At 43.7% G+C, this 17,809-nt stretch carries 11 protein-coding genes and 4 pseudogenes; 8 read left to right on the plus strand and 7 right to left on the minus strand.

Features of this window, described 5'->3' with window-relative positions; genetic code table 11:
- The first annotated feature begins 274 nt into the window (after window positions 1–274).
- A pseudogene (locus tag ACMAZD_RS13925) lies at window positions 275–1,614 on the plus strand (MATE family efflux transporter).
- Between the two features lie 400 nt (window positions 1,615–2,014).
- Here the strand turns inward: ACMAZD_RS13925 and ACMAZD_RS13930 are convergent.
- Window positions 2,015–2,944, minus strand: coding sequence for a LysR family transcriptional regulator (locus ACMAZD_RS13930; RefSeq protein ID WP_435247665.1), 930 nt, complete (start codon window positions 2,942–2,944; stop codon window positions 2,015–2,017).
- Window positions 2,945–3,045: 101 nt separating this feature from the next.
- Here ACMAZD_RS13930 and chrA point away from each other — a divergent pair, with 101 nt between their 5' ends.
- Complete coding sequence (gene chrA, locus ACMAZD_RS13935; protein ID WP_435247666.1) at window positions 3,046–4,191, plus strand: chromate efflux transporter; 1,146 nt, start codon at window positions 3,046–3,048, stop codon at window positions 4,189–4,191.
- A gap of 117 nt (window positions 4,192–4,308) precedes the next feature.
- On the opposite strand, the pseudogene ACMAZD_RS13940 reads toward chrA, so the two are convergent.
- Window positions 4,309–4,661 (minus strand): annotated as a pseudogene (locus tag ACMAZD_RS13940) (tetratricopeptide repeat protein); the annotation flags it as partial.
- 2 nt (window positions 4,662–4,663) lie between these two features.
- Between ACMAZD_RS13940 and ACMAZD_RS13945 the strand changes: the two are divergent.
- The 4 genes and pseudogenes from ACMAZD_RS13945 to ACMAZD_RS13960 form a co-directional block, all read left to right on the plus strand.
- Window positions 4,664–4,930 (plus strand): annotated as a pseudogene (locus tag ACMAZD_RS13945) (helix-turn-helix domain-containing protein); the annotation flags it as partial.
- Window positions 4,931–5,013: 83 nt separating this feature from the next.
- A complete protein-coding gene (locus tag ACMAZD_RS13950; protein ID WP_435247667.1) occupies window positions 5,014–6,702 on the plus strand; it encodes an AMP-binding protein in 1,689 nt (562 codons plus the stop codon).
- 67 nt (window positions 6,703–6,769) lie between these two features.
- A pseudogene (locus ACMAZD_RS13955) lies at window positions 6,770–7,082 on the plus strand (LysR substrate-binding domain-containing protein); the annotation flags it as partial.
- Window positions 7,083–7,127: 45 nt separating this feature from the next.
- Window positions 7,128–7,340 carry a VF530 family DNA-binding protein gene (locus ACMAZD_RS13960; protein WP_435247668.1) on the plus strand — a complete coding sequence of 71 codons (213 nt, stop codon included), beginning with the start codon at window positions 7,128–7,130 and terminating at the stop codon, window positions 7,338–7,340.
- Window positions 7,341–7,564: 224 nt separating this feature from the next.
- On the opposite strand, the gene fusA is transcribed toward ACMAZD_RS13960, so the two are convergent.
- On the minus strand, window positions 7,565–9,652 hold the full coding sequence (fusA, locus tag ACMAZD_RS13965) for an elongation factor G (protein WP_017106964.1): 2,088 nt from the start codon (window positions 9,650–9,652) through the stop codon (window positions 7,565–7,567).
- Window positions 9,653–9,886: 234 nt separating this feature from the next.
- On the minus strand, window positions 9,887–11,269 hold the full coding sequence (gene radA, locus ACMAZD_RS13970) for a DNA repair protein RadA (protein ID WP_435247669.1): 1,383 nt from the start codon (window positions 11,267–11,269) through the stop codon (window positions 9,887–9,889).
- A gap of 160 nt (window positions 11,270–11,429) precedes the next feature.
- Between radA and ACMAZD_RS13975 the strand changes: the two genes are divergently transcribed.
- Entirely contained in the window at window positions 11,430–13,778 is a 2,349-nt protein-coding gene (locus ACMAZD_RS13975) for a PilZ domain-containing protein (RefSeq protein ID WP_435247670.1), read from the plus strand.
- Window positions 13,779–13,905: 127 nt separating this feature from the next.
- Here ACMAZD_RS13975 and serB read toward each other — a convergent pair whose 3' ends face one another.
- A complete protein-coding gene (gene serB / locus ACMAZD_RS13980) occupies window positions 13,906–14,886 on the minus strand; it encodes a phosphoserine phosphatase (RefSeq protein ID WP_435247671.1) in 981 nt (326 codons plus the stop codon).
- A 109-nt stretch (window positions 14,887–14,995) separates the two neighbouring features.
- Between serB and ACMAZD_RS13985 the strand changes: the two genes are divergently transcribed.
- A complete protein-coding gene (locus ACMAZD_RS13985; protein ID WP_435247672.1) occupies window positions 14,996–15,607 on the plus strand; it encodes a YtjB family periplasmic protein in 612 nt (203 codons plus the stop codon).
- A 200-nt stretch (window positions 15,608–15,807) separates the two neighbouring features.
- Here the strand turns inward: ACMAZD_RS13985 and deoD are convergent, their stop codons facing one another.
- Both deoD and ACMAZD_RS13995 read right to left on the minus strand, forming a co-directional pair.
- Window positions 15,808–16,521, minus strand: coding sequence for a purine-nucleoside phosphorylase (gene deoD, locus ACMAZD_RS13990; RefSeq protein ID WP_435247673.1), 714 nt, complete (start codon window positions 16,519–16,521; stop codon window positions 15,808–15,810).
- A 64-nt stretch (window positions 16,522–16,585) separates the two neighbouring features.
- Entirely contained in the window at window positions 16,586–17,806 is a 1,221-nt protein-coding gene (locus tag ACMAZD_RS13995; RefSeq protein WP_435247674.1) for a phosphopentomutase, read from the minus strand.
- Window positions 17,807–17,809: the final 3 nt, after the last annotated feature.

Genomic DNA, 17,809 nt, shown 5'->3' on the forward strand with positions numbered 1-17,809 from the left:
GCGGCAAGCTATCATTGCAATTGGCCTATCATGATCCTTTTACTCTCATACGTGCACATTGAGCTCTTATTGCTATTTCTCAGTGGCGGAAATCCGATCGAATCACACTGTGAAACATGCGAATAGGTTTCACCACAAAGAGCTAGAGTGTGGGCAACGCTGGTTTATTCAAAATATCTTTACCCTTATTCGCAATCCGGACATTAATTTGATAGTCGTTTACTCAATAATGGCTAAACTATAGTGTCGCCTCCCCTTTTTTGAGAAAACCTAAATGCCTAATGCTGATTCCACCCTAAACAAACGCATGGGAATCGTTGCGCTCACTTGGCCAATTTTCATCGAAGTACTGCTTCGAACTGCACTAAACACCAGCGATGTATTCATGTTATCTGGATTCTCAGACAAAGCCGTGTCTGCTGTTGGTGTTATCTCTCAGATATCCTTTTTCTGATCATCGTATCCACCATGGTCAGTAGTGGCACAGGCATTCTCATCGCACAATACAACGGTGCATCTCGTAGCCAAGAGAGCGCTCATGTGGGCGTGGCGAGTATTATCTTAGCCATTATTACTGGTGTGTTGTTGAGCATTATCGCCGTTCTTGGCGCTGAATATTTTATCCCGCTCTATCAACTGGAAGCTCAAGTCGAACAGTACGCTCAAGAGTACCTTTTCATCAGTGGTGCGCTCACCTTTAATGTGACGATAGGTGTGGTTCTCACCACGATTCTACGTAGCCATGGTTATTCAAAATCGCCGATGGTGATCAATTTGATTGCTGGTGTTATCAACGTATTCGGCAACTACTGCGCACTCTATCAACCTTTTGGACTGCCCGTTTACGGCGTGCAAGGGGTGGCTACCGCAACGGTGATTAGCCAACTAATTGGCATGTTTATCTTGATTGGCATAGTGAGAAGTAAAGGCATTGAGCTACCAATAAAGCAATTCAAATCTGTGCCTAAAGCCATCTATCAAAAGATCATCAAGATTGGTTCTATGAATGCAGGAGAAGTGCTCTCTTACAACATGGCGCAGATCAGCATTACCTTCTTTGTGGTACAGATGGGTACATCTTCACTGGCTGCGTTTACCTACGCACAAAACATCGCACGTCTCTCATTTGCCTTTGCCTTAGCCATCGGTCAAGGTAGCCAAATCCAAACGGGTTATTACATTGGCAAAGGTTGGATAGATGAAATAGCCAACCGTGTACAACGCTATTTTGTGGTTGGCTTCATCGCCTCTATCAGCATCACCTGCATGGTCTATATTTTCCGATTCGAGATTTTGGACTTATTCACTAAAGATCCAGATATCATCGCGTTGGCTGCCGCACTGATTGCAGGTTCGATACTTTTAGAAGGTGGTCGCGTGTTTAATTTGATTTTCATCTCTTGCTTGAAAGCCGCAGGCGATATTCAGTTTCCTATTAAAATGGGAATACTCAGTATGTGGGGCATTGGCGTTGCGATGAGCTACTTACTGGGCGTGCATTGGGGTTATGGCGTGTTAGGAGCGTGGATGGCGATAGCAATGGATGAATGGTTCCGAGGAATCATTATGGCGTATCGTTGGAGAACAAGAAAATGGACTCGTTTCTCTTTGTAGATAGATCGTTGAGAAGCTGTGCAGTTTACTTCGAATAAAAGAAAAAGCGCTAGGGGGAGCTAGCGCTTTAAGACCAACTAAGTCCGTTTAGCCTGGTAGTTCTTTAAGCTATATCATGAGGATATAACCAATTTTTTACTTAGGTAAATCAAAAATCCTATTCTTTACGACTGCTTTTAGTCGTAAATTAAGTATAGTCGGGTTGTGAAAAATGGAAGGGTTTATTTCGTTTATTTTTACCTCTGACACAAGGTTGAAAAGTAGAAAACCAGCTCAAATGAACTAACCTTTAAGCATGATAGGAAATCGTGATGACATCATTCAAATTGAATAAGAAACTCGGTTACATGCTTAGAAGATAGGCTAGATACTCAGAAGACAATCACCATCAATCAATCAATCACTCAACAGCAATGACAATCTCAACCGCCTGGGAGATCACTTTTCTCAAGTGAGTATTCTTGTCGTCTAATTGCTTTCCCTTACGATAAACAAGCTGTATATCAAAATCAGGGACGTCTATTGGCGGGGTGACAGCTATCAGTGGACTGTCTACATTAGGGGCATTTCTAGCGACTAACTTCGGCACAATACACAATAGCTTCCTGCCACTGATCAATCGTTTTACCGTTAAAAATTTGCTCGATGCGATTGCCACTTTTCTGGTGTAGCCCATCTCAGCCAATTTAGTATCAACTGCGGTTTTTAGGGCGCCATTGGACGATACCAAGGCGTGATCCACAGAGACAAACGATTGTAATGACATAGGTAACTCAACATACAACACCGATTCATCAAGCAAGCAGACATGTTGCTCAGTATAGAGAAGTTCTGTGCCATACAATTTAGGCACTTCACCAAAACTGCCTATCGCAATATCTAGCTTAGCCTCTTCAAATACCTGCTGATAATTGGTTCGATTAACGTTGAAAAACACGACTTGAGAACTTGGCGAAACTTGCTTAATAAAGTCAAAGATCATTGGGCCAAACATCTGTTCAGCGTAATCGGTCAGCCCTATTTTCCAGCTGCCTCTATAACTATCAACTTCGAACCTTTTGGACAACAGAACTTCAGATTGAATAGTATTAAGCAACGCATCGACGGTGCTTGATAATTCAATGGCTCGGTCGGTCGCTTCCATCTTACTACCAACTCGCTCAAACAAAGGGTCATCAAACAGCTTTCGCAATCTTTGTAGGCTATGGCTCATTGCAGATTGGCTAACATAGCAACGCTCAGCTGCCTTGCTCACACTGTTCGTTTTATACAATGCCTGTAGTGCAATCAACAAGTTAAGGTCGATCCCTTTCCACTTAAAATCTGCCATACATAAGAACCCATTTCATTAATAGTTATAATTAAAATAATTAATTTGAATCATAGTTCAACTCCACCTAAATTACGCTAAACATTTATCTGGAATCGATCATGCTTTCAATTTTTAAAACCTTTTTCTGGCTTGGCTTGATCAGCTTTGGTGGACCAGCTGCACATATTGGCTACTTCCGTAAAACCTTTGTTGAGAAACTGAATTGGTTATCCGACGAAGAGTACGGGCAAATTGTCGCCCTCAGTCAATTTTTACCGGGTCCAGGATCTAGTCAGGTTGGCTTCGCAGTTGGTTACAAAAAGGGAGGCTTAACGGGTGCGATTGCCGCATTTGTAGGCTTCACCTCCCCTTCTGTCATCCTAATGTTGATATTGGCCTTGGTGAGCAACCAGTTGTTGGAAGCGCCGCTTTTCATTTCAATCATCCACGGACTTAAGCTACTCGCGGTCGTGGTTGTAGCTGACGCCACTTTCGGCATGTACAAAAACTTTTGTCAGTCAAAGATAGCAACAGCACTGTGTGTGATCGCCACAATTATTCTACTTTTGATTCCTGGGATCTGGCCTCAAGTCTTAGTACTTCTATTTGCAGCAATCATTGGCATCAAGTTCTTAACCTCGCAAGACTTAAAAACAACGCCTTCGACACATAAGATGTCCATAACTCCGCTTGTAATTTTTGTAGCACTACTGGTTGGTTTGCCAATGTTTAGTGCATATTCCCAAGGAATAGAAGTATTTGGTTTATTCTACCAAGCAGGCAGTTTGGTATTCGGTGGCGGTCACGTGGTTCTTCCGCTGCTACAGAGTGGTATTGGCAACCAACTGTCTCAAGATGCATTCCTCACGGGCTATGCCGCAGCACAAGCCGTACCGGGACCGATGTTTACGTTAGCCACTTACCTCGGTTATGTATTAATGCCGTCAGCGCCGATTACAGGTGCACTGCTCGCTACAATTGCAGTGTTTTTACCGGGCTTCTTATTGCTACTGGGTGTACTAAAGAACTGGCAGGCAATTGCGAGCAAGCCTTTAGTGGTTGGGGCTCTTACTGGTGTGAATGCAGCCGTTGTTGGTCTATTACTTTCTAATCTATATCAACCGATCTTTACAAGCGCAGTGAGCAACGGCATAGACTTCGCTCTAATCATTGTTGGAGTGTGGTTATTGAAAACAATGAAGATGCCGATTGTAGGTTTAGTTGGTACCTTTATCGCAGCTGGTGCGATACTTAACTATTTATAATTAAGTACTTAGATACCAAACTGAGTTACAAAAAATAGCCCCTAATAAGGAGACTCATCAGGGGCTAATTTCATTTACGTATTTACTTTAGGGAGAGTCATTATCCATAGAGCAACACTATATTGATGTGCTCGCCTTCATTTCTCTTACCTCTGCCACAGCTCGATTTAGATTTTCATTGGCGATTTTGTAATAAGACGTTTTTTATCTATGGTTTGTTGGAGGTAAGGAATCGCTTCATCAGGTCGACCTTGAATAATTAAAAAGTAGCCGACATGATTCAGAGCTTCTGCCGCATCCATATGGCGCATGAACACATTTATTGCTCTTTTCACATCACCTGATGCCAAATAAATGAATGCAAACTTATTCTGAGCCTTCTCATTGTTAGGTTCTATTTCTAAAGCCGAACGAGTGTATTGATACGCTTCTTTATAATTGCCGTACATGTAATGGGAGTAACCCATGTTCGGTCGCTGAAAAGTGCCACTGTTCAACAACCTACTTTTCTAAGAAGTTTCATCTACACTTTAGGGTAAGCTTTAGAGACTTTGTATGCGATAAACGAATCCCATTAGCCAAAAAGTTGATCGAAGCCGATACCGAATCAAAAATCGCTGTTATTTCTTACCAATGTGGATACAAGGATGTGTCATATTTTTCAAGAATCTTTAAGAAAAGGACCGGAGTAACACCCGCAAGTTACAGACGTGCCTGCACAGATAACAGAAAACGCTAATTTTACTCCCTAAAAGAAAAAATCATGGTACATTTAACATGATTTTAACAAAAATAACTTAGCGAAAAACATGGAGTTAGACAATGATTCAGCCTAACGAGTTTAGCCAAGAAAAAGCAACAGCTCTCCCTACACCCAATGACATGATTTTAAAATGGGCAGAAGAACGCCCAGATGAAGTCTATTTAAAACAAATAATTAACCGCCAATTTGTTGAATTCACTTATAAAGAAGTGGCCGACAAAGCACTAAAATTGGCGTCAGCATTAGAAGGACTCGGAGCCCAACCCGGCGATCGAGTCGCTCTCATTTCAAAAAACTGTGCAGAGTGGTTTATCTGTGATCTTGCCATGATGTTAGGAGATTTTGTCAGCGTCCCAATCTTTCCAACAGCGGGTGCAGACACCATTCAATACTGTATTGAACACAGTGAAAGTAAGATCGTAATTGCAGGTAAGCTTGATGATCCTGCAGCGACTCAAAAAGTAATCGATGATAATCCAAGCTTAGTTAGTATCTCGTTACCCTACGATACCGCGGCGAAGTGCCAACATACATTTGAGCAGCTCATCGAGACACATGAACCCTCAACCAACAGACCTCAACATCACGATAATAAGCTAATGTCACTTGTGTATACGTCTGGCACCTCTGGACTGCCAAAAGGCGCAATGCTCACGTACGGTGCCTTTACATGGTCTGTTCAAAGGTTAATCGATCACATTGGTATACAACCAGGTGACCGTCTGTTTTCTTATCTGCCGCTTGCCCATATAACCGAACGAGTGTACATCTTTGGTTCTTCCGTAATGGGCGGAGTGGTCACAGCTTTCCCTGAATCTTTAGACACGTTTATTGACGATGTGAAAATGCACCGTCCAACCTTGTTTATTTCAGTCCCTCGCTTATGGACTCTATTCCAACAACGAATTCAGGATAAGCTGCCACAGAAAAAACTGAACTTCTTACTTAAAATTCCATTTGTGAATAACATCATTAAGAAGAAACTGGCTGATGGTCTGGGCTTAGACCAAGCTCGTGTTCTTGGTTGTGGATCAGCACCTGTTTCACCGGCTTTACTCGCATGGTATGAAAGCGTTGGTTTACACATTACCGAGGCTTGGGGGATGACAGAGTCTTTCGCCTACAGCACGATTAACCACCCGTTTAGATCAGACAAAATTGGTACTGTGGGTAATTCAGGTCCAGGCATCGAACTAAAAATTGCAGAAGACGAAGAAATTTTAGTTCGAAGCAAAGGCATGTTCTCTGGTTATTACAAAAATGACATTGCGACTCAAGAGTCTTTTGACTCCGAGGGTTGGCTACATACGGGTGATATTGGTGATATTGACAGCGAAGGCTACTTAACGATTCGTGGACGTAAGAAAGACACTTTTAAAACCGCTAAGGGTAAGTTTGTTGCTCCCGTTCCAATCGAGAACAAACTCTTTGAATACAGCCGTGTAGAAATGATGTGTTTGATAGGCTTAGGCTTACCAGGTCCTATCCTTCTTGTTGTACCCCATGACTTCCCTAACTTTGATAGAGCACGTTACGAAAGAACAAGTAAACGAGTCATTGAAAAAATGAACGAACAACTTGCCTCACACGAGAAGATCAAAGGCGTATTAATGATTAAGGAACCGTGGAGTATTGAGAATGGCGTGTTAACACCAACGCTTAAGATCAAACGACATATCCTTGAGCAGAAATATCACGAAGTCGGTCATAACTGGCCGAAAGATAAATTAGTAGTTTGGGAAGAGTAATCAAAATTAAGAAGGAGCCAGTACGGCTCCTTTTTTGTAAGTTCAACTCATAAGTAGTTACATCTGAACATCACTGCAATTTGATGGTTCGCATTTTGTTTTAGAAGCCGCGTTATCCGTTCAAGGTGTCGCACTGGTTAAACACAGCTTGGTTTATCGGTATTTGCAGGAAAAAGAAGCTGGTACGGATAGGTAACATCGCACTTAAGCCCAAATACAATTATTTCCTATGTGCGCAAGCTGGGTACTTTCATCGCGAGAAAATCAAACGCTTTGAAGCTTGGATGCAAAGTCAGGTTCAGTTGTTTGTAAATAAAGCTCGAGAAGAACTTTCTATTATCGAGACAGATTACGAACTCAAATGGTCGGGTAATTCATAGGGCGAAACTGATATACTGAGCTCAAATAAATAGCGAGAACATCTCATGACACAAGAAAATAACCCACTTCACGGCATCACATTGCAGAAGCTACTGACTGAATTAGTTGAGCATTACGGTTGGGAAGAGTTGGGTTACATGGTGAACATCAACTGTTTCAAAAAAGACCCAAGCATCAAATCTAGCTTAAAGTTTTTGCGCAAAACAGACTGGGCTCGTACTAAGGTAGAGCAAATCTACATTGATTTGAAACGCTAGTCTCTCTCTTTTTTTAGATCTCTCTAAATTTGTCCCGTATTCACTTAGTATGGGGCTATATCACTGAATGTTGAGCTAGTCAACTAAACCCCTGTGTCTACTTTGTAGGGGCCACCTCGCACCTCGCACCTCGCACCTCGCACCTCGCAATATGTTACAAGCAACAAAAAGCCCCGTAAGCTTTCACTTGCGGGGCTTTTTACGTTAATTTAGAAAAGGGCTAATTACTTACCAGCTTCTTTTTCTGCTTTAACTTTAGCGATTACTTCTTCTGCCACGTTCATTGGACATGGAGAGTACTGCGCGAATTCCATAGAGAATTGGCCACGGCCTGAAGTAATTGTACGCAGGTGACCGATGTAACCAAACATTTCTGAAAGTGGTACGTCAGCTTTAATACGAACGCCAGTTACGCCAGCTTGCTGATCTTTGATCATGCCACGACGACGGTTAAGGTCACCGATAACATCACCAACGTGATCTTCTGGAGTAAATACGTCAACGTTCATGATTGGCTCAAGAAGTTGCGCGCCAGCTTTAGGCATAGATTGACGGAATGCACCTTTCGCTGCGATTTCAAATGCAATTGCAGATGAATCGACTGCGTGGAAACCACCATCGTAAAGTTCAACTTCAACGTCTAGCGTAGGGAAGCCAGCTAGTACGCCGTTTTCCATCATGCCAGCAAAGCCTTTCTCAACAGCAGGCCAGAATTCTTTAGGTACGTTACCGCCAACAACTTTTGAAGAGAACGTAAAGCCAGAACCAGGTTCGCCAGGCTTGATACGGTAATCGATCTTACCGAATTGACCAGAACCACCAGATTGCTTCTTATGCGTGTAGCTATCTTCAATTGCTTGAGTGATAGTTTCACGGTAAGCAACTTGAGGAGCACCAACTGTTAGGTCAACACCGTAAGTACGCTTAAGGATATCTACCTTGATGTCTAGGTGAAGCTCACCCATACCTTTCAGGATAGTTTCGCCAGTTTCTTCGTCAGTTTCAACTTGGAAAGATGGATCTTCTGCAACCATTTTACCGATCGCGATACCCATTTTCTCAGAACCGCCTTTATCTTTTGGAGATACAGCGATTGAGATTACTGGAGTTGGGAAAACCATTGGCTCAAGCGTTACTTGATCTTTAGGATCACATAGAGTGTGACCTGTTTGCACGTTCTTCATACCAACGATCGCAATGATGTCACCAGCTTGTGCACTAGTTAGTTCGTTACGGTCATCAGCTTGCATCTCAACCATACGGCCAACACGCTCAGTTTTACCTGTGAATGAGTTAAGAATCGTGTCGCCTTTGTTCAATTTACCAGAGTAAATACGAACGAAAGTTAGAGCACCGAAACGGTCATCCATGATTTTGAATGCAAGCGCTTTAAACGTTTCTTCAGTAGAAACGATAGCGTGCTTACCAGTTTCTTCACCGTTCTCATCCATTAGAGGTTGAGGATCAACTTCAGTTGGGGAAGGTAGGTAATCTACAACAGCGTCAAGGATGATTTGAACACCCTTGTTCTTGAATGCAGAACCACAGTAAGTTGGGAAGAACGCTAGGTCACGAGTACCTTTACGGATACAACGCTTGATGTCTTCGATAGAAGGCTCTTCACCTTCCATGTAAGCTTCCATTAGGTCATCGTCTTGCTCTACAGCAGTTTCGATTAGCTCTTCACGGTATTGCTCTACGTCGTCTACCATGTCCGCAGGAACATCTAGGATTTCGTAGTTTTCAGGAAGACCAGTGTCATCCCAAACGTATGCTTTACGGCTTAGAAGGTCTACAACACCCACGAATTCATCTTCGCGGCCGATTGGTAGAACCATAACTAGAGGAGTTGCACCTAGAACGTTTTTAACTTGGTCAACAACGTTGTAGAAATCTGCACCCATACGGTCTAGTTTGTTAACGAAGATCAGGCGAGATACTTCTGATTCGTTAGCGTAGCGCCAGTTAGTTTCTGATTGTGGTTCAACACCGCCAGAACCACAGAATACACCGATACCGCCATCAAGTACTTTAAGAGAACGGTATACTTCAACTGTGAAGTCAACGTGTCCAGGAGTATCGATAACGTTTAGACGGTGACCGTTCCAGAAACAGCTTACAGCTGCTGATTGGATAGTAATTCCGCGCTCAGCTTCCTGTTCCATGAAGTCAGTAGTTGATTCGCCATCATGTACTTCACCAGTCTTGTGGATCTGACCAGTTAGCTTAAGGATACGCTCAGTGGTAGTTGTTTTACCCGCATCAACGTGCGCGAAAATACCAATGTTTCTGTATTTCGATAAATCTGCCATTGTCTTACTCTGTTAATAGGATATAAAATGCGCGCAGAGTATATCACAATCTGTGAGGACTGATAGCTTTGCATGCATTTGGGACTAAAAAACTTTGCCTTTTCGTAACAAAAACGAAAAGGCAATCTGTAGAAACAATCTAAATGATTGTTAGGTTTAGTGCTAACCTAAAGCGCAATTAGCGTTCAAGTCAGACTGATTTTCTGCTGTATAGAGTAGCTGAAGTGAGCTCAATTACAACTCATCAAAAGCATTAATTGCCTCTGATAATTTTTTGACCCCGTGGATCTGCATTCCAGGAATGCCGCCCTTAGGCATGTTAGCAGCAGGCACTATCGCCCTCTTAAAACCATGCTTAAACGCTTCATTCAAACGCTCTTGTCCACTCGGTACTGGTCGAATCTCACCCGCAAGGCCTACTTCACCAAACACAACCACATCTTTTGGTAGTGCTCGGTCTCTAAAGCTAGAAAGTAACGCCATCACTAATGCTAGATCGGCACTGGTTTCGGTTACTTTAACACCACCGACGACATTCACAAACACATCTTGGTCAGCCATTTGTAAGCCGCCGTGTTTATGCAGCACCGCTAATAACAATGACAGTCGATTTTGCTCAAGGCCAACCGCGACACGACGCGGATTTGCCAACTGCGAATAGTCCACCAGCGCTTGGATTTCAACAAGAAGTGGACGCGTCCCTTCCCAAACCACCATCACTGAACTGCCAGAGGTTTCTTCTTCACCACGAGAAAGAAAAATGGCTGATGGATTGCTGACTTCTTTAAGGCCTTGGCCTGTCATTGCAAACACACCCAACTCATTGACCGCACCAAAACGGTTCTTGTGACTGCGCAGCGTTCTAAAGCGGCTATCGGTTCCGCCATCTAACAGCACTGAACAGTCAATAATGTGTTCAAGCACCTTGGGGCCAGCCAGAGTGCCATCTTTAGTTACATGTCCAACTAAGAATACAGCAACGTTGTTTTGTTTCGCATAGCGCGTTAATGCCGTTGCTGACTCACGAACTTGAGCAACACTGCCTGGAGACGACTGAACATCAGCGACATGCATTACTTGGATCGAGTCGATAACCATGATCTTAGGCTGCTCTTTTTCAGCGACCTGACAGATTCTATCGACGTTCGTTTCAGAGAGCATTTTTAAGTGCTCTTTTGGTAAGCCAAGTCGAGACGCTCGCATCGCTACCTGCTGTAAGGATTCTTCCCCAGTGACATAGAGAGTCGGTAATTGCGAAGAAAGCTGACACATGGTCTGCAGTAACAGTGTTGATTTACCTGCACCGGGGTTACCACCGATCAGAATCGCAGCGCCAGGGACGACACCGCCACCAAGTACGCGGTCGAGCTCTTTGAAGCCGCTACTAAAGCGAGGGACTTCTTGCAGGTCAATCTCAAAGAGTGTTTGAACCGAAGATTCTGTTGTGCCACCCGCGTAACCACCACTGAGTCGTTCATTACGCGCAACTTGAGGTGAAGCCGCTAACCTAACTTCGGTAATCGTGTTCCAAGCACCACATGCATTGCACTGCCCCTGCCAACGTGGAAAGTCAGCACCACAGTCATTACACACATAAGCTCGCTTTGCCTTAGCCATAAAACCTCAATAATTTGCTTGGTAACTGGAAATGTTGCTATTTTGTGACCCTGTTGACCGTACGCATGAAAATAAAAGTTGCAGTGGGGCCACGAATACCTAAAGATCAAATACAACTTGTCGATAACAATAATGCACCGTTCATTCTAACAAGAAAAGTATGCAGCAATCTGAAATTCTATCTGTAGCAGAGCGACTCATCCCAGCCTACCACGCTGAGGATTTCGACTTCCTTCTTTCTCAAATGACAGAAGGTGAATCCCCGTCTCTGAAATTGCTCGTTAAAATGGAACTGAATCGTATCATGGCTCCGTGTACAAAGAGTATTGATTTACGCGGACGTATTGATAATGAGTGCCGTCAGTTTACGCTCGACGGTCGTAAGCACTGGCTTGATGACATTGCGTTAAATGCTTATCAGCGTGGTACCAAAAAGTTTAAAGGCTATACAGAAGGCACGTGGGAGTTAGTCATGACCCCGCGAACTCAGCCGCTTCGTAATATTGTTAAAACGTCTTCCCAAGACAACAACGACATCACCAGTGCGAATAGCCCTTATGAAGCCGAGGCCATCAACCTAGGCTATGACCTAAAACGTCAAGAAAACCGACTCAAAATCAGTTCTCAGGTTGAGATCACCACATCTAAAGGCCAAAGCCTTCACGGTGTGACAGTCGACATTTCTCCTTCAGGTGCCAAATTCAAAGTACCAAGTACCTTTAGATATAACCTTGGCGAAATCATCGAAGTAAAATTCACAGAGCTTGTTGAGAAGTCTTTGGAAACAGACAGCAACGACATCGTGGAATTTCGAGTGCTGGGCATTGACGAGTCATACGAAAATAATGCCGTTAAGTTTCTGAGAACGATCAAGATTTGCGATTCAAGCCTCGTTGCTCGTTTGCTTGATGAATCTTTGAATAGCTCTAGCAAGAAAACCAGTCACGAGAATCAAGACCGGTTTATTCGAACTCGCACTCGAGGTATCGAACACACCTATCTCAAGCACACCTGTAATCTTCCTCTTTTCTTTAGCGGCAGTGAACTAAAGCTTGCTCTACTTACGGATAACAACCATCCGCTGTGGCAATACTGGCACGATGAGCGAAACCAACAAGCTCTGGGTACCCTGTTCAACAAACAACGAATGAACTTGCTGGCTAAACCTGGCGTAAAGGGAACCAGTAACGTTATTTACTCGTTTACTCATGAGCATCAAAACAAGACCTTGTTCTACTCAATGATGCTTCCTGAAGCCTCTCGTGAGCAAAGACAGTTGTTCTGGCACATCGGGGGTAAACGTAAAAGCTGGAAGGCGTTCAAGTTCTCGGTGTTCGAACTTTCAGACACCGAGAGACAAGCCTTAGCCAAGCACTCGGATACGTTAGCTCAAAGCTCAGCACAACTGACGCATTGTGGTATCTTGCAAGAGATTGGCGATCACGAAAGTGCGGCTGACTATCTATTGAGTGAAAAACCACGTATTCCAAGCAGTGAACTGAACCGCTTCCGTCATCCGCGCTCTGTAGTGGGGAATATTCAAAGTATCTACTTCGACTCTCAAACTCGTCGCAAAGAACCGAGGTATCAATTTAAGTCACCGTTACAGCTCACCTCACAAAATGGCACCGCGGCTAACGGACATACCTTAGATATCTCAAAACGTGGACTCAGCATTGCTCTTGAGCATCCGATGGTATTCAAGATTAATGACCCGGTATTAGTAAACTTCAATGAACTGCAACTCTACGACAAAAACCTGCCATTAAGCACCGTGCCTTACCACGTGATTCGAGTCAGCCCCAACGGTCGTAATGTGCAATTGGTTATCGCAGAAAACGCCAAAACAATGCGTACCATCGCATTCTTAAATGGCCTGATTGATCAAAACCAAAGCAAGCTAGTTAAGAAACAAGAGATATTACCAACCCACTCGCTCCTTGAATCTCTGCATAATATTCTATTGAGCAAGATGGTCAGTAACCCAATATTCATTGATAAACCAAGTTCAACATTGCGTTGTAAGATCATTGGTGTGAACTTCCCGCTGAATAAACACTTAGCACTGCTCGCTAAACTTGGCCACAACCAAAAGTTCTCACTCGAACCTATTTTTAAAGGGCACTCCAACTCGCTGTTGGCTGAACCACTGAAAAGAATTGAAGGTACTGAACCTAAACACCATGATGTCTATATTGCTGCGGTTAAATTTGGCGACAAGCTCCAATCCGTGCATACTAAATTGGTCAAAGATTTCGCGTCTGCAAAAGAACGCATCTTATTCATTAAGAAGGCACAGCACTTAGGTGATGTGTATGTATTGCGAGTTACAACAGCGCCGATCTTCAATCCTTTGACAAGCTTGTTCCAGTCAGATTTAGAAGAGTTGTCTCGAATTAGCATGCATCAAGCGAAAAAACTAGAGAACGAGATTACTGCTTTTATCGGCTATGGCGAGATAGAAGATATTACTGATGAAGTGTTGATTCGATTAGAGCTGACTCGCTAATCCAAGCCTCAGATATATCGATCTAAGTCATCCATATTCCAGAGACAAAAATAGAAAAAGCAGGCTCATCGCCTGCTTTTTTGTATCCGTTGTAAATGCGCTTTTGTTTAGCGATCACCGAATATGACTAAGGCTTCGCTTGCCAGCTAATTTTTTGCTGCTTAGCTAATACGCCAGACAAGATACACAACACGCCGCCTAAACCTGCGTAACGCACAGCAGTTTGAGCTTGTTGCTCTACTTTCGGTTTCGCATGGTAAGCAATGCCTAAGCTTGCAGAACCCATCATCACCAAATCATTGGCACCATCACCAACAGCAACAGTGTTGTGCAGTTCCAATTCATACTCTTCAGCAAGTTCTACCAAGATATCCGCTTTAGTTTGCGCCGAAACAACATCGCCTAGGACTTCACCTGTCAGTTTGCCGTTAACGATTTCGAGAGTATTTGACTGAGCGTGGTCAAGATCAAGCGTATCTTTTAAGTAATCAGAGAAGTATGTGAAACCACCAGAAGCAATCGCCGTTTTCCAACCCAGCTTATTCAGTGTGTTCACAAGTTCTACTAAGTCAGGCATAAAAGGCAGAGATTGACGAACCTGCTCCAAAATAGCTTCATCAGCACCTTTCAGTGCGCCTACTCGCTGGCGTAAGCTCTGTTCAAAATCGAGTTCACCTTGCATCGCTCGTTCCGTGATCTCAGAGACTAACTCTCCAACACCTGCTAGCTTTGCTATTTCATCAATACATTCAACCTGAATCGCTGTGGAATCCATATCCATAACAATCAAACCTGGCTTAGATAAGTCTGGGACCTCGCTAAGGCAAGCATAATCAAGCTTTAAGGCCTGTAGGATTTCTTCGTGCGCTGGGGTTAAATTTCCAGACATCAACGCCACTTCATAATGCCCTACCTTCCACGTATCAAGAAGGGTGTTGTAAGTGCCTGTGAAAAAGTCGATGTCATCAAAAGATTGAGGAGACAAGTACTCGCCGAATACAATCCAGTTGGCTTTGGCTTTAGCGAGTTGAGAAGCGAAACGAGTCTCGGGGAGTCGAGTTAATAATGTTGTATGCCTTTTAATCGGCAGATATTTCTGAGCGTCCATGTGTATGATTCCTAATTAACTATGCTAAACGTTAACCTATTGCAATTTAAAAACGCAAGTCTCAATATGTCTTAATCATAACATTTGTTTATTTCAGGCTTCGTGAAACATGAATGAATCATTGTTCTCAATACGTAACGCTTTACGAATGCTAGCCCTCATTTTGCTGGCTACTATGTTCGTTGTAACGATTAAAAATACGGTCGTGATCAGTAAAGGTAACGAGAAAATCCAAGCAAAACAGCTAGAGACGCTGACTAAATTACTTATCTCACAGGCTTCGCTTTCGGCCAGCAAAGCAATCACCCAACAAGATCAAGAACGACTGCTTGAACTGACCAATCAGCTTTCTCAAGATCGACTGGTATTCGATACCACCATCTATGATACAGAGGGGATTCGACTAGCTTCAAGCGAAAAAGCACTCTCGGTACGCGAGGTTCTTGGCTTAGACACGCCACTTTCAACAGCAAGTATCGGCAGGCAGCAATTAGTTGAACCTATCTACTCGCCAGAAAAAACCATCATCGGCTTTATTAGAGTGACCTTCGAAACCGGTAAAATGACGGCGATTTCTGATCACCATTATCGCAAAAGTGATCGTTACATGATTGGTATGGTCTTGATGGGGTTTGTGAGTGGCGTGCTGTTCGTCATGCTCATTCGTAGAAGAAAAACCAAGTCTGGTGAGAACTTACTGCTTAAGAATGCAAACTCATAAGCTCTGTCATAGAGCCTTGGACCTGGGGCCTTGGAATAAAACCTCGAATTAGGCAAGATGAATTATTTCGATTGAGATCACAAGGCCTTCAGAATCCAAGAAATAGCACTCAGTAATAAACCATTACTAATAGAAAGCCCCGACGCTCAGGCAGCACGGGGCTTTTTGTTATCTGTTGGTTGATAGAGCCGCTCTTACTCTTAGTCACCAAGAAGCACAGAATCCAGTGCAATAATCATCATGTCATTGAAGGTCGTTTGACGTTCATCTGATGTAGTTTGCTCACCGGTTTTGATGTGATCAGAAACAGTACAAATCGTCAGAGCTTTTGCGCCGTATTCGGCACAAACGCCGTAGATACCTGCCGCTTCCATCTCTACGCCAACAATGCCGTATTTGTCCATCACTTCAAACATCTCTGGATCTGGCGTGTAAAACAACTCAGCAGAGAAAAGGTTGCCGACTTTGACGTCTACACCACGAGCTTTTGCTGCATCTTCTGCCGCACGCACCATTTTGTAATCTGCGATAGCCGCGAAGTCATGACCTTTAAAGCGAATACGATTCACTTTTGAGTCGGTACACGCACCCATGCCGATAACTACATCGCGCACTTTGATATCTTCGTTCACTGCACCACAACTACCGACACGAATGATCTTTTTCACACCAAAGTCTTTGATCAGTTCAGTTGCGTAAATAGAACAAGATGGGATGCCCATACCGTGCCCCATTACTGACACCTTACGACCTTTGTAAGTACCGGTGTAACCAAACATATTACGAACATCACACACCTGAACCACTTCTTCTAAGAAGGTTTCAGCAATGTATTTAGCACGTAGCGGATCGCCTGGCATTAGAACTACATCAGCGAAATCACCCATTTCAGCATTAATATGTAGAGTAGCCATTGAAAATATCCTTGATCTCAAAACAAAAAAGAAGAGAGAGGTTTCCCTCTCTCTTCGTTAACCATTATAGGAAGCTTGTACCGTATCCCATTGGCGATGTACCAAAGTATGACGCTAAGCTTTGACCAATATCAGCGAAGGTATCACGACGGCCTAGAGAGCCAGCAGGAACCTTGTTACCGTAAACAATCACTGGGATATGTTCACGAGTATGGTCGGAACCCGGCCATGTTGGGTCACAACCGTGGTCTGCTGTCAGGATAAGCACGTCATCTTCTTTCATCATATCGATGATTTCATTGATGCGACCATCGAAGTACTCAAGCGCCGCTGCGTAACCAGCAACATCACGGCGGTGGCCGTATGCTGAGTCGAAATCAACGAAGTTAGTGAACACGATAGTGTTGTCGCCCGCTTCAGTGATCGCTTCTTTGGTTGCTTCAAATAGCGCAGGGATACCTGTTGCTTTGGTTTTCTGAGTGATACCACAACCCGCGTAGATATCAGAGATCTTACCGATTGAGTGAACGTTGCCGCCCTTCTCATCAACCAGCTTCTGAAGGATAGTTGCCGCAGGCGGCTCTACAGAAAGATCGCGACGGTTACCAGTACGTTCGAATTGACCTTTACCAGCACCAATAAACGGACGAGCGATAACACGACCAATGTTGTAGTCAGCTAGCTCTTCACGAGCAATCTGACAAAGGTCTAATAGATTTTGTAGGCCGAATGTCTCTTCATGACATGCGATCTGGAAAACAGAGTCTGCAGAAGTGTAGAAGATTGGCAGGCCAGTCTTCATGTGTTCTTCACCTAGGTTATCTAAGATTTCTGTACCCGATGAGTGGCAGTTACCTAAGAAGTCAGATACACCAGCACGCTCAAGGATTCGGTCAGTCAGTTCTTTTGGAAAGCTGTTCTCTTTGTCGGTGAAGTAGCCCCAGTCAAACAGTACAGGAACACCTGCGATTTCCCAGTGACCTGATGGCGTGTCTTTACCAGAAGACAGCTCAGCAGCGTGACCGTAAGCGCCAATGATCTCAGCGTCTGCATCCATACCAGGAGCAAAACGACCTGTAGACTCTTTGTGAGCCATTGCTAAGCCTAGCTTAGACAGGTTTGGCAGCGTTAGTGGACCTTTACGATCCGCGTTATCTGCAAGACCTTGATCACAATGGTCTGCAATGTGACCCATTGTATCCGAACCTACATCGCCGAATGTGTCAGCATCCGCTGTTTCACCGATACCGAATGAATCTAAAACTAAAATAAATGCTCTTTTCATTTT

It is taken from the genome of Vibrio sp. nBUS_14 (assembly GCF_051201655.1).
GTDB lineage: Bacteria > Pseudomonadota > Gammaproteobacteria > Enterobacterales > Vibrionaceae > Vibrio.

Bases quoted from the DNA above. Each gene is read 5' to 3' on its own strand.
- ACMAZD_RS13985 (WP_435247672.1), top strand. From the start codon at position 14,996: ATGAATGAATCATTGTTCTCAATACGTAACGCTTTACGAATGCTAGCC.
- ACMAZD_RS13950 (WP_435247667.1), top strand. From the start codon at position 5,014: ATGATTCAGCCTAACGAGTTTAGCCAAGAAAAAGCAACAGCTCTCCCT.
- radA (WP_435247669.1), bottom strand. From the start codon at position 11,269: ATGGCTAAGGCAAAGCGAGCTTATGTGTGTAATGACTGTGGTGCTGAC.
- ACMAZD_RS13930 (WP_435247665.1), bottom strand. From the start codon at position 2,944: ATGGCAGATTTTAAGTGGAAAGGGATCGACCTTAACTTGTTGATTGCA.
- chrA (WP_435247666.1), top strand. From the start codon at position 3,046: ATGCTTTCAATTTTTAAAACCTTTTTCTGGCTTGGCTTGATCAGCTTT.
- ACMAZD_RS13960 (WP_435247668.1), top strand. From the start codon at position 7,128: ATGACACAAGAAAATAACCCACTTCACGGCATCACATTGCAGAAGCTA.
- fusA (WP_017106964.1), bottom strand. From the start codon at position 9,652: ATGGCAGATTTATCGAAATACAGAAACATTGGTATTTTCGCGCACGTT.
- deoD (WP_435247673.1), bottom strand. From the start codon at position 16,521: ATGGCTACTCTACATATTAATGCTGAAATGGGTGATTTCGCTGATGTA.
- serB (WP_435247671.1), bottom strand. From the start codon at position 14,886: ATGGACGCTCAGAAATATCTGCCGATTAAAAGGCATACAACATTATTA.
- ACMAZD_RS13995 (WP_435247674.1), bottom strand. From the start codon at position 17,806: ATGAAAAGAGCATTTATTTTAGTTTTAGATTCATTCGGTATCGGTGAA.
- ACMAZD_RS13975 (WP_435247670.1), top strand. From the start codon at position 11,430: ATGCAGCAATCTGAAATTCTATCTGTAGCAGAGCGACTCATCCCAGCC.